This is a genomic window from Streptomyces gottesmaniae (assembly GCF_031845845.1).
In the GTDB taxonomy this organism is placed as follows: Bacteria; Actinomycetota; Actinomycetes; order Streptomycetales; family Streptomycetaceae; genus Streptomyces; species Streptomyces akebiae.
On sequence record NZ_JAVRFJ010000071.1, the window covers coordinates 1 to 12,444 of the forward strand.

Annotated in this window: 9 protein-coding genes; 7 read left to right on the plus strand and 2 right to left on the minus strand. The window is 70.0% G+C overall.

What is annotated here, in order from left to right; genetic code table 11:
- Both RM704_RS43450 and RM704_RS43455 read left to right on the plus strand, forming a co-directional pair.
- Positions 1-3,920, plus strand: a 3,920-nt coding sequence (locus RM704_RS43450; protein ID WP_311593389.1) for a type I polyketide synthase, incomplete at its 5' end; no start/stop codon positions are given.
- 106 nt (positions 3,921-4,026) lie between these two features.
- Positions 4,027-4,488: an SUKH-4 family immunity protein gene (locus tag RM704_RS43455; RefSeq protein ID WP_033532660.1), complete on the plus strand. Its 462-nt coding sequence runs from the start codon at positions 4,027-4,029 to the stop codon at positions 4,486-4,488.
- A 179-nt stretch (positions 4,489-4,667) separates the two neighbouring features.
- On the opposite strand, the gene RM704_RS43460 is transcribed toward RM704_RS43455, so the two are convergent.
- Complete coding sequence (locus RM704_RS43460) at positions 4,668-5,378, minus strand: class I SAM-dependent methyltransferase (protein ID WP_033532661.1); 711 nt, start codon at positions 5,376-5,378, stop codon at positions 4,668-4,670.
- Positions 5,379-5,382: 4 nt separating this feature from the next.
- Positions 5,383-6,525 (minus strand): aminotransferase class I/II-fold pyridoxal phosphate-dependent enzyme, encoded by a 1,143-nt coding sequence (locus RM704_RS43465; protein WP_311593393.1) that lies wholly within the window; start codon positions 6,523-6,525, stop codon positions 5,383-5,385.
- A 343-nt stretch (positions 6,526-6,868) separates the two neighbouring features.
- Between RM704_RS43465 and RM704_RS43470 the strand changes: the two genes are divergently transcribed.
- From RM704_RS43470 to RM704_RS43490, 5 genes are all read left to right on the plus strand, one after another.
- Positions 6,869-8,365 (plus strand): NDP-hexose 2,3-dehydratase family protein, encoded by a 1,497-nt coding sequence (locus tag RM704_RS43470; protein WP_078937581.1) that lies wholly within the window; start codon positions 6,869-6,871, stop codon positions 8,363-8,365.
- Between the two features lie 139 nt (positions 8,366-8,504).
- Positions 8,505-9,491 carry an aldo/keto reductase gene (locus RM704_RS43475; protein WP_033532663.1) on the plus strand — a complete coding sequence of 329 codons (987 nt, stop codon included), beginning with the start codon at positions 8,505-8,507 and terminating at the stop codon, positions 9,489-9,491.
- Positions 9,492-9,669: 178 nt separating this feature from the next.
- Positions 9,670-10,176: a cobalamin B12-binding domain-containing protein gene (locus RM704_RS43480; protein ID WP_078937582.1), complete on the plus strand. Its 507-nt coding sequence runs from the start codon at positions 9,670-9,672 to the stop codon at positions 10,174-10,176.
- Positions 10,173-11,468: a methylaspartate mutase gene (locus RM704_RS43485; protein ID WP_033532664.1), complete on the plus strand. Its 1,296-nt coding sequence runs from the start codon at positions 10,173-10,175 to the stop codon at positions 11,466-11,468. The genes RM704_RS43480 and RM704_RS43485 overlap by 4 nt, the downstream gene beginning before the upstream one ends.
- 74 nt (positions 11,469-11,542) lie before the next feature.
- Positions 11,543-12,442, plus strand: coding sequence for a proline iminopeptidase-family hydrolase (locus RM704_RS43490; protein ID WP_033532665.1), 900 nt, complete (start codon positions 11,543-11,545; stop codon positions 12,440-12,442).
- The last annotated feature ends 2 nt before the right edge of the window (positions 12,443-12,444 follow it).

Consider the following 12,444-nt stretch of genomic DNA (forward strand, 5'->3'; position numbering starts at 1 on the left):
CGTGTGTGCCGGTGATGCGGCGCGACCGTGACGAGGTGCGGGAGTTTTTGACCGGCCTGGCGCGGCTCTCCGTCCGTGGCGTCGAGGTGGGTTGGGAGCCGTTGACGGCGGGCGGCCGTCGTGTCGAACTGCCTACGTATGCCTTCCAGCGGCGACGGTTCTGGCTTGAGGCAGGACACCGTGTCACCGATGCGGCGGGTCTGGGGCAGTCGGCGGCGGATCATCCGCTGGTCGGTGCGGTGGTGGGGCTGGCCGGCGGTGAGGGTGTCGTCCTGACGGGTCGGCTGTCGTTGAAATCCCATCCGTGGCTGGCCGATCACACCGTCGGCGGCACGGTGGTCTTCCCGGGGACCGGCTTCGTCGAGTTGGCGGTGCGTGCCGGTGATCAGGTCGGCTGTGGTCGGGTGGAGGAGCTGACGCTGGAGGCGCCCCTGGTGGTGCCCGAGCGCGGCGGCGTTCAGATGCAGGTCGTCGTCGAGGCGGCGAACGGCACCGGTGAACGGGCGGTCGCCGTGTACTCGCGGGTGGAGGACGCGGACGAGGATGGTCCGTGGACGCGGCACGCCACCGGCGTATTGGCCGCCGAGGCCCTGACACCCGAGTTCGAGCTCACGGCATGGCCGCCCACCGACGAGCCGGTCGACATCGGGGACTTCTACTCCGAACTGGCCGCACGGCCGGACGGATTGGTCTACGGCCCGGTCTTCCAGGGGCTCAAGGCCGCCTGGCGTACCGAGGGCGGGGTCGATGCCGAGGTGGAGCTGCCCGAGGCCGTGGCGAAGGACGCCGGCCGCTTCGGTCTGCACCCGGCACTCCTCGACGCGGCTCTGCACGCCGTCGGACTCGCGGCCACCCACGACAGCCGGGATGACGACGGGATCGTGGCCCGGCTGCCTTTCGCCTGGACGGGAGTCACGCTGCACCGGTCGGGAGCCACCGAACTGCGGCTCTCCCTGACGCGTACGGGCGCCGACACGTATCGGCTGCGGATCGCCGATGCCGTGGGCGCACCGGTCGCCACGGTGGGTGAGCTGGTGCTGCGCGGGATCACCGCCGACCAGCTCGCACAGGTGCGCGCGGACCGCCCCGCGTCGATGTTCTGCTTGGACTGGGTGGTTCAGCAGCCTGCCGATCGGCCGAGCACGGGGGGAACGCCTGCCCCCGCTCAGTTCGACGACCTCGACGAGCTGACCGCCGCACTGGCCGAACCCGAAGTCGACACCGAGTCCGGAACCAGTACCCCGGCCGTCGTACTGCTGACACTCACCGGTGCTGCGGCTTATGCCGAAGCCGAAGGGAAAGCCACGGCCGCCGACGACCGTGCTGTCACCGGCGCGGTCGCTCACCAAGCGCTGCGCGCCGTGCGGACCTGGGTGAAGGACGAGCGCTTCGCCGAAGCCACTCTCGTGCTGATGACACGCGGTGCGACCGCCACATCCGACAGCGATGCGATCGACGTGGACGCGGCCGCCGCTTGGGGACTCGTCCGCTCGGCGCAGTCGGAGCACCCAGGCCGTTTCGTCCTGGTGGACTCGGACGGGTCCGCAGCATCCGCTCAGGTGCTCTCCGAGGCCCTCGCGAGCGAAGAGCCGCAGATCGCCCTGCGGGACGGTGTCGTCCACGTCGCGCGTCTCGTGCGGGTGACCGATGCGGACGCCGAGGCGAATCCCTCGGTCGGAGCCGACGTCCGTCCCGACGTCAGTCCGGATGCCAGTGCCCACGCCGATCCTGCCACCGCCACCGCCACCGCCCCCGAAGTCGACCCAGCCGCCGGTCGGCAGTCGGCCGCCGCCGTCTTCCATCCGGAGCGGACCGTGCTGATCACCGGCGGTACTGGTGCGCTGGGCTCCCGTCTCGCCCGCCATCTCGTCCGGGAGCACGGCGTAAGGGAGTTGCTGCTGGTGGGACGCCAGGGAACCCGCGCCCCGCGCACTGCCGCATTGGTCGCCGAACTCGCCGCCCTCGGCGCCCGGGCGGAGGTGGCCGCCTGCGACGTGGCCGACCGGGACGACCTGGCGGCCCTGCTCGCGACGATCCCGTCCGATCGTCCCCTCGGCGCTGTCGTGCACGCCGCGGGCGTGCTCGACGACGGGCTGGTCGACGCACTCACGCCGGAACGGCTCGACGCCGTTCTGCGGCCGAAGGCGGACGCGGCCCGGCACCTCGACGAGCTGACGAGGGACGCCGACCTCTCCGCTTTCGTACTGTTCTCCTCCGCGGCCGGCACGCTCGGCAGCCCCGGTCAGGCCAACTACGCGGCGGCCAACGCCTACCTCGACGCTCTGGCAGTGCGGCGCCGGAGCCGGAATCTGCCAGGGCTGTCCCTCGGCTGGGGCCTGTGGGAGGACGACGGCACCACGACCGAGGCGGCAGGCGGCAGCCCGGCGCAGCACCCGGACACCGCCCCCGGCTCCGACGCGAACCACGGCTCCGACCCAATCCACGGCTCGGAGGGGCACCGAGGTATGGGCGGCCGTCTGAGCGGCAGCGATCGCGCGCGCATCGCACGCGGCGGTGTCGGCACGCTCACCACCGAACAGGGACTCACTCTCTTCGACGCCGCCTGCGCCGGTACACGGCCCGCCGTGCTGCCGGTCCTGCTGGATCTGCGGCCCCAGGAGGACGTACCGCACATCCTGAGGTCCCTCGTCTCCGCGCGCCGCAAGGGAGCGGCCACGGCGTCCCGGCACGGGAGCCCCGCCGATCTGCGGCGGCGGCTCGGAACGGCGGGGACGGAGGAGCGGTACGAGCACCTCGTCGAGCTGGTGCGGTCCTGCACCGCCGTGGCGTTGGGACACCGCGGTCCGCAGGATGTCGATCCTGGACTCGGCTTCCTGGAGTCCGGCTTCGACTCGCTGACCGCGATGGAACTGCGCAACCAGCTGCAAGAGGCCACGGGGCTGCGGCTCGCGGCCACCACGGTCTTCGACCACGCCACGCCGGCGGATCTCGCCCGGCACCTGGCCGACGAATTCGCCGGCGCGCTCGCCGGGACGGACACCCAAGCCACCACCGTCGGTGGCGGTGGCGGTGGCGGTGATGGTCGGGCGGGCCAGGGGCCCGCGCAGGACGGCGCCGCTGACACGCTCAGCGCGCTGTTCCGGAGTGCCGTGAGGTCAGGACAGGTGACGAAGGGCGTCGGGCTGCTGCGTGCCGTCGCCGAGCTCCGCCCGGCCTTCCGCAGTGCCGCCGAATTCGGCGACGATCTGCCCGCGCCGGTCCGGCTGGCCCAAGGACCGCGCCTGCCGCGGCTGTTCTGCTTCGCCTCGCCCATGGCGATGGGCGGCGTGCACCAGTACGCGCGGCTGGCAGCCCATTTCCGCGGTGTGCGGGAGGTATCGGCTCTGCCGATGCCCGGATTCGCGGCGCAGGACCGGCTTCCGGAGACCGCGGATGCCGTCGTGGAGGTCTTCGGCCGCAGCGTGCAGGAGGCTGCGGGCGAGGACCCGTTCGTCCTCCTCGGCTACTCGGCCGGCGGGATCTTCGCCCACGGGGTCGCGTCCTGGCTGGAGTCCGTCGGTCGGCCGCCGGCCGCCGTGGTGCTCCTCGACAGCTATCGCGCGGACGGTGGGGCGGACCTCGACGGTGACTTCTGGATCAGCATGGTGGAGGGGCTGTTCGCACGCGAAGAGATCTTCGGCCGCTTCGACAGTGCGCGGTTGTCGGCGATGGGCCGCTACGCCCGGCTCGTCGGCGAGGTGAAGCCCGCCGACATCACGGCGCCGGTGCTGTTCGTACGGCCCGAGAGGTCACTGACCGCGGGTGACCCGGACATGGACGGCGGCGCGGACGACTGGCGTGCGTCCTGGGACTCGGCGGACACCGTCCTCGACGTACCCGGCGACCACTTCGGCATAGTCGAGGACCAGGCGGACCTGACCGCCGCAGCGGTGGAGGAATGGCTCAACGCAAGGCTGTGACTCCGTGTTCGGCAGTGATCGCTCCCTGGCGCGGGCCCCTGGCGCGGGCTCCTGACGGGAGCCGCCAGGAGCGATCACTGCCGAGCGTCGGGGCTATGTTCTCGGCATGGACCACGCTGAAGTCGCCTCGCTCCTGGCCGGATGCACGCGCTGCCCTTACCCCGGCGTGTGGCGGGACGCTCCGTTCGTGGAACGCACGGTCGACGGTGCGCGGTACGCCCTGGTCGCGGTCGACCCGGGGCTGAGCGCGCTCGCCCTACGGGCTGATGACGGCTCGCTGTGGTGTCTTCCGGAAGGCGGTGCCCCTCAACTGGTGAACTCGGGCGTCGGGGCGTTCGTCGCCTTCAACCGCGCTGACGAGGAGGCCGCCACCGAGGCCGCTGCGTACGAGGGGCCGGGTGACGGACTGAGCGAGGACGAAGCCGTGGAGCTGGCCGAGGAGGCCGCCGACGCGCTCACCGATGCCCTGCTGGAGCGTTTCGGGACGCTTGACGCCGAGGCCGTCGCCGACGAGAACTCCTTCTGGTGCGTCAGGGCCGAGGAGCTCGGCTACGGCATGCGCGTGTGATCACGCGGAACAGAGCGCCTGACCGCGCGGAAGTCAGCGCCCGACCACGCGGTACCCAGAGAGTGACGCCTCGCTCCCTATGGACGGGCTGCGCAAGATGGGCGGCCGGAACGGACGTCACCGCCCATCCGACCGCCCACCTCGACCTTGACCTCGACCTCGACTCTCGTCCGGTCTTCCTAGGCCTCTCGCACCCCGACGAAGATCCCTCGGTCCGCGTACCCCTGGGGGCGGTACTCCACCGCACACCCCGCCGACCGGAACGCCGTCTCGTACTCCTCGCGGGAGAACAGTGACAGCTCCTGCTCGTCCACGAAGTGCCGTACCGGGTCGGAACCCGTCGCGACGAGATAGTGCATCTCGACGTGGCTGCGCCCCTCCCTGGTGGTCCAGCGACCCATCCGAACGACCTTGCCGCCCTCGTTCTCGAAGCCGGCCTGTACGAGGTCGCCGCCGTTCCAGTCCTCCCGCAGGATCCAGGGCTCGACGATCAGCACACCGCCCGGACGCAGATGGTGCGCCATGTTCTTGACGGCGGTGACCAGATCGTCCGCCGACGCCAGGTAACCCACCGAGCTGTACATCGAACAGACCACGTCGAAGGTCCGCTCGAACCCGAAGGTGCGCATGTCGTCCTGGAGCAGGGGCACTCCGGGAAGCTTGGCAGACGCGATACGGATCATCGGCGAGGAGAGATCCACGCCGGCCACGTCGAAGTGCTCGCGCAGACGGGCGAGATGTTCGCCCGTGCCGCAGCCGACATCGAGCAGACTGGAGGCCTCCGGACGGTGTTCGAGGGCGAGTGCGCGGATGCGGTCGGCCTCACCGGCGTAATCCTTGTGCCGACGGTAGATGTCGTCGTAGACGCGGGCGAAATCCTCTTCGTACATGGGGTCACCTGGCCGGGGTTCGGGCGCTGACGCAGCGCCGGACGATGTCACAGACCTTGTCGATCTCCGACGGCCCGACGGCGCTGCCCGTCGGGAGAGCGAGCACCCGCTCGGCGAGTGCCTCCGCGCGCGGCAGAGGCCGCGGGGCGTGCCGCGCGGGATCGCTCCTGTAGGGCTCCACCTGATGGCAACTGGGGTGGAAGTAACGGCGCGACAGCACGTTCTGGGCGCCGAGCGCCGCGTGGACCTCGTCGCGGTGGACGCCCGCGGTGGCGGCGTCGATCTCGATCACCAGATACTGGTGGTTCGCACGCTCGCCCTCGGCCTGGCCCCGCACCCGTACGCCCCGCAGCCCCTCCAGGCCCTTCTCGTAGCGGCGGTGGTTGAGTGTGTTGACGCCCATCAGCTCGTCCATGACCTCCAGGGAGGTCAGTCCCATCGCGGCCGCCGCCTCGTTCATCTTGGCGTTCGTGCCGCCGGACCTGATCTCACCGCTCGCGGTGATGCCGAAGTTGCGCAGTTCGCGGCAACGTTCGGCGAACCCGGCGTCCCGGGTGACGATGGCGCCGCCCTCGAAGCTGTTGACGAACTTCGTGGCGTGGAAGCTGAACACCTCCGCCGTGCCGAAACCACCTACGGGCCGGCCCTTGTACGTACAGCCGATCGCGTGGGCCGCGTCGAACAGCAGCGGCAGACCGTGCCGGTCGGCGATCTCGGTGAGTTCGTCCATCGCACACGGACGACCGAATACATGGACGCCCATGATTCCGCGGGTGCGTGGACCGATCAACGCCTCGACCTCGGACGGGTCGAGATTCCCCGTCCTCTCATCGGCGTCGCAGAAGACAGGAACGATTCCTATCCAGTCCAGCGCCGCCGCCGTGGCCACCCAGGTGAAAGCGGGCACGATGATCTCGTCGCCGCCTCGGATTCCCGCGGCCCTGGCCGCCACTTGCAGACCGATCGTGGCATTGCACACGGCGACACAGTGGTCGACTCCTGCGACTTTGGCGAGTTCCTCCTCGAATTCACGGACCAGTGGGCCGTTGGTGAGATAGAGCCGGTCGAGCGCTCCGTCCAGTCTCTCCGTCAGACGCGCGCGGCTGCCCACGTTGGGGCGACCGACGTGCAGGGGTTCACGGAACACAGGGGAATCATCCACCTGTTCATCGTTCCGCCCACCAGCCCCTAGCCTCAACCCCTGCGGCCGCCCACCCCGGACGGCGGCCGACCCCCCAAGCCCCTAACGACCCCCCTAAGGGGCCCCGGTCCAGCTGACGCGGCCGCCCTGTCGGAGCTAGCGTCGGGCGCAGCCTGCCGGTGACCATGACACAGCGCGAGATCCCGCTGTGAGTGCGAACCGCCGCCGGAACGCGCAGGTCGCCCTCAGTGCGGGTTGGTGTCGGTGAACCCGGCCGAAGCATTTCCGGATCGATCAATTCCCGATCGATTCTCGATCAATCTCCGATCCTTTCCTCGATGAGTTCCGCATGGCCGCCGCCCATAAGGAGACCTCCGTGGCCGAGACACTGTCGACGCCCCTGCCCACCCGTTCCGGCGACGAGTCGCTCGCGGTCCGTATCGCCAAGTCGGTGAGTATCGTCGACAAGGGGGCGTTGCACAGCCTTGCCGAATTCCATGCGTGGTTCGCCGAGCGCGGCAAAAGGGTGGCCCGTGTCCACAAGATGCCCCTGGACGAACTGGTCGGCTGGAGCACCGATCCCGACACGCACAACATCGAGCACCACAGCGGCAAGTTCTTCAGTGTGCAGGGTCTTTCCGTCGAACTTCCCGGCGCCCCGGTCGCTGCCTGGTCGCAACCCATCATCAACCAGCCGGAGATCGGAATTCTCGGGATTCTGGTCAAGGAATTCAACGGGGTACTGCACTGTCTGATGCAGGCCAAGATGGAGCCGGGCAACCGCAACGGCCTCCAGCTCTCCCCGACGGTCCAGGCGACCCGGAGCAACTACACGCGGGTGCACCAGGGCAACGCCGTGCCGTATCTGTCGTACTTCCAGGACACCTCACGGCACAGCGTGATGACGGACGCGCTGCAGTCCGAGCAGGGCGCGTGGTTCTTCCAGAAGCGCAACCGCAACATGGTCGTGGAGACCGACGAGGACATCGAGCCGCACGAGGCGTTCATGTGGCTCACCATCGGTCAGCTGCACCGGCTGCTCGCGATCGACGACCTGATCAACATGGACACCCGGACCGTGCTGTCCTGTCTGCCGTTCTCCGGGGCGGAGCTCGCCGAGCAACTGCCCGGCCCGGGAAGCGAACTGCGGCTGCCCATCCTGCGCTCGTGCAGCGAGGACCACGGCAGTCTGCACAGCACCGGCGACATCCTCAGCTGGATCACCGACGCCCGCACCCGGCACGAGGTGCGCACCCGGCCCGTCCCCCTGCGCGAGGTGGAGAACTGGCGGCGCACCCCGTACACGATCTCCCACGACACCGGCCGGTTCTTCGACGTGATGGGCGTGCACATCCAGACCGACGGCGACCGGGAGGTGCGCGAGTGGACCCAGCCCATGATCGCGCCCGTCGGCGTGGGCATCGTGGCCTTCCTCGTCAAGCGCATCGAGGGTGTCCTGCACGTCCTGGCACACGCCTGTGTCGAGCCCGGCTATCTGGACGTCGTGGAGCTGTCCCCCACCGTCATGTGCACGCCGGCCAACTACGAGGGTCTGCCCCCGGCGGCCCGGCCGGCCTTTCTGAACCACGTGCTGGCCGCCCGGCCCGAGCAGGTGCTCTTCGAGACGCTCCTGTCCGAGGAGGGCGGCCGCTTCTACCACGCCCAGAACCGCTATCTCGTGGTCGAGACCGACATCGACATCACCCCCGAACTGGCGCCGGACTTCCGCTGGTTGGCCCTCCACCAGATGGTCGGCCTGCTGCGGCACAGCCATTACGTCAACGTCCAGGCCCGCAGCCTCATCGCGTGCCTCCACAGCCTCTCGGGCGCGCCACGGGACCTCTGACCGCCTCGGAGTCTCTGACCGCGACGGGATCCCTGCCCCCGCCACAGGACCTCCGACCCGTCGCGGGTGTTCGCCGCACCACCGCCGCCCCCTTCTCCCACCCCCCTTCTCCCACCCCCAGCTCCCTGAAAGGGTGACGATGCTCTACCGGAAGCTCGGACGTACGGCACTGCACGTGAGCCCGCTGTGCCTCGGCACGCTCAACCTCGGCGTCCGCACCACGCGTGACGAGGCGTTCGCCCTCATGGACGAGGCTCTGGACCGGGGCATCAACTTCTTCGACACCGCCAACCAGTACGGCTGGCAGGTCCGCAAGGGACTGACCGAGGAGATCATCGGGGAGTGGTTCGCCCAGGGCGGCGGACGGCGAGAGCGCGTGGTCCTCGGCACCAAGGTCTGCAATCCGATGAGCGACCTGCCCAACGACCGGGGGCTGTCGGCGCGTCACATCGTCGCCTCCTGCGAGGACTCCCTGCGGCGGCTGCGTACCGACTGGATCGACGTCTACCAGATGCACAACGTCGACCCGTCGGCCTCCTGGGAGGAGGTGTGGCAGGCCATGGAGACCCTCGTGTGCCAGGGCAAGATCCGCTACGTCGGATCCTCGAACTTCGCCGGCTGGCACCTGGCCGACGCCCAGGCCGCGGCGGCCCGCCGCAACTTCCTCGGCATCGTCTCCGAGCAGTGCGTGTACAACCTCGCGACCCGCTTCGTGGAGACCGAGGTCGTTCCCGCCGCCCAGGCCCACGGCATCGGCGTCCTCGCCTGGTCGCCGCTGCACGGCGGACTGCTCGGCGGCGCACTGCGCAAACTGGACGACGGTACGGCGGTGAAGACGGCGCAGGGCCGCGCGGCCCTCGCCCTGGAGACACGGCGCGACACCATCGCGCTCTACGAGAAGCTGTGCGTGGAGATCGCCCTAGACCCGGCCCAGGTCGCGCTGGCCTGGCTGCTGTCTCGTCCCGGTCTCACGGCGGCCGTCATCGGCCCGCGCACCGCCGCCCACCTGGCCGACGCGCTGCAGACCCTGGACCTGCGGCTGCCCGACGACGTCCTCGACCGGCTCGACGAACTGTTCCCGCCGATCGGCAACGGCCGTCCGGCGCCGGAGGCCTGGCTCGACTGAACCACGACCGCACCCGGGCGCCAGGACCGGCCGCACCCTGTCCGGCCCCTCGGACCGCGCAGCCCCGCCGTCAGCCGTCCCGCATCGCCGTGGGCCGACACGACGCGCAGGGGAACAGCAAGCACCTTCCTGTTCCCCGCTTCCTTCCACTTCCCCTTCCCCACGGAGCATGCCCCCGATGTATTCCTCCGACGTCCGCCAACTCTCCACCGCATCCCCCGTCCACCGGCCGCAGGACCCCCTGCCGCACCTCCCGAGCGGCCGCCCGGGGCCCGTGCTGATCAGCAGCGTCGCGTCCGACTCACACACCTGGAACCTGGTCTTCCTGCAGCTTCTGATCGAGGAGCTGGGCCACGAGGTCGTGAACCTCGGGCCGTGCGTGCCCGACGACCTGCTCGTCGCCGAGTGCCGGGACAGGCGGCCCGGCCTCGTGGTCGTCAGCACCGTCAACGGCCACGGCTACCAGGACGGTCTGCGCGTCATCCGCGAACTGCGGGCCTGTGCGGAACTCGACGGCGTTCCCGTCGTCATCGGCGGCAAGCTCGGCGTCGCCGGCCCGGGTGAGTCCCGCCAGGCGGCGGAACTGGTCTGGGCGGGCTTCGACGCGGTGTTCCCCGACGACGCGGAGGCGGTGTCGTCCTTCGCCCGGTACCTGCGGGCCCTTCCCCAACGGGTCGCGTCTTGACGGGATTCGGCGCCTTCGTGCGTGCCGCCCACGCCCGCGGCGAACTGGTCGTGCAGCCCCGCATGGGCATGGGAACCCCCGACGCGATGCGCGCGGGACTCGCCGCCACCCGGGCGGCGGACGCCACCACGGTCGGCACGCTCACCCTGGACAGTTATACGCGCGTAGGCGACCTGGACGCCGCCGCCGAGGCGCTGCGGTCCGGCATCGCCCTCAACGGCTACCCCCTCGTCACCTACCCGGAGTCGACGACACGTCGAGTCCTGGCCGGCATCGCCGGTGACGACTTCCCGGTCCAAGTACGGCACGGGTCGGCCACGCCCCTGCACATCTTCGGCGCGCTCACCCGGGCGGGCCTGGACGCCACCGAGGGCGGGCCGGTCTCCTACTGCCTGCCCTACGGGCGCATTCCCCTCGACCAGTCGGTGAGCAACTGGGCCCGCTGCTGCGACGAGTTCGCCCGGCAGCGGGCGCCGGGGCGCGAACCCCACCTGGAGACCTTCGGCGGCTGCATGCTCGGGCAGCTCTGCCCGCCCAGCCAACTCGTCGCGATCAGCGTGCTCGAAGCGCTCTTCTTCCGCCAGCACGGCATCCGCAGCATCTCCCTCAGCTACGCCCAGCAGACCCACCCCGAGCAGGACCGGGAAGCGGTACGGGCCCTGCGCCGTCTGCACACCGAGCTCCTGGCCGACACCGACTGCCACATCGTCATCTACGCGTACATGGGCGTGTACCCGACCACCGCCGAGGGCGCCCGCGCGCTCCTGGGACGCGCGGCCGAACTCGCCGTGGACACCGGGGCCGAGCGGCTGATCGTCAAGACGGCGGCCGAGGCGCACCACATACCGACCGTCGCCGACAACGTCGCCGCCCTCGAACACGCGGCTGCCGTCGCCCGGGCAGCGCCCCGCCCGGTCCCGGCCCTGGAGGACCGCGCCGACTCCGTCACCTATGCGGAGGCCCGCGCGCTCGTCGAGGCGGTCATGAACTGCGGACCCGACGTGGGCAGCGCCCTGTTCCGTGCCTTCAAACGGGGATACCTCGACATTCCCTATTGCCTGCACCCCGACAACATGGGGCGCAGCCGGAGTTACATAGACGACACCGGGCGCCTGCGGTGGGCGGACACCGGAATGCTGCCACTGGGAAACACCGTGAAAGCGGGCGCGGTCCGCGCGGTTTCCTCCACCGAACTGCTCACCGCGCTTTCCTATGTGCAACGGACATACGACGCCCTCGCATTTCCGGAATCGGCCGGCCCGACTCCGTTGTCCGGGCCTAGGGGTACCTAGGGGCCGGATAGGGGTCTGCTGCGCTGAGCCGCTCATCTAGCGTGACCGACGAGTCGAACCGTGAGGTGGTGTGAATGTCCAGACCCCCGAATGCCAAGGGGACCGTGCCATTCGGTCAGTACCGGACCTGGTATCGCGTGACGGGTGACCTGCATTCAGGTAGGCCACCGGTGGTGCTCCTCCACGGCGGCCCCGGCAGCACACACGACTACCTGCTGTCCATGACGTCCCTCGCGGACGCCGGCTGGCCCGTGGTGCACTACGACCAGATCGGCAACGGCGGTTCGACCCATCTGCCCGACCGCGGCGCGGACTTCTGGACCGTCCAGCTGTTCCAGGACGAGTTGGACAACCTCCTCGACAAGCTCGGCATCGCCGACGACTACGTCCTCTACGGCCAGTCCTGGGGCGGCATGCTCGGCTCGGTGCACGCCGCCCAGCGCCCCACCGGGCTGCGCGGCCTGGTCGTCGCCAACGCACCCGCCTCCATGAAGATCTGGCTCCAGGAGATGAAGCGCCTGCGCGAACTCCTCCCGGAGGACATCCAGAACGTGCTGACCCGGCACGAAGAGGCGGGCACCACCGACAGCGAGCAGTACTTCCACGCCATGCGCGCCTTCTACGACCGGCACGTCTGCCGGATCGTGCCCTGGCCGCGGGACTTCGGCGCCACCTTCATGGAGATCTACAACGACCCCACCGTCTACTTCACGATGAACGGCCCCAACGAGTTCCACGTGATCGGCACACTGCGCGACTGGTCCGTGGAGTACTGCCTGCCCGACATCGCCGTGCCCACGCTCGTGCTGACCGGGCGGCACGACGAGGCGACCCAGGCCACCGTGCAGCCGTTCCTCGACCTCGTGCCGAACGTGCGGCAGGAGGTGCTGGAGAACTCCAGCCACGTGCCGCACCTGGAGGAGCCCGAGCGGTTCCGGCAGGTCATGCTCTCCTACCTCGAAAGTCTGGTGTAAGC

Excerpts from the sequence above, each read along its gene's own strand:
- RM704_RS43490 (WP_033532665.1), top strand. The coding sequence starts at position 11,543 with ATGTCCAGACCCCCGAATGCCAAGGGGACCGTGCCATTCGGTCAGTAC.
- RM704_RS43475 (WP_033532663.1), top strand. The coding sequence starts at position 8,505 with ATGCTCTACCGGAAGCTCGGACGTACGGCACTGCACGTGAGCCCGCTG.
- RM704_RS43455 (WP_033532660.1), top strand. The coding sequence starts at position 4,027 with ATGGACCACGCTGAAGTCGCCTCGCTCCTGGCCGGATGCACGCGCTGC.
- RM704_RS43460 (WP_033532661.1), bottom strand. The coding sequence starts at position 5,378 with ATGTACGAAGAGGATTTCGCCCGCGTCTACGACGACATCTACCGTCGG.
- RM704_RS43470 (WP_078937581.1), top strand. The coding sequence starts at position 6,869 with ATGGCCGCCGCCCATAAGGAGACCTCCGTGGCCGAGACACTGTCGACG.
- RM704_RS43480 (WP_078937582.1), top strand. The coding sequence starts at position 9,670 with ATGTATTCCTCCGACGTCCGCCAACTCTCCACCGCATCCCCCGTCCAC.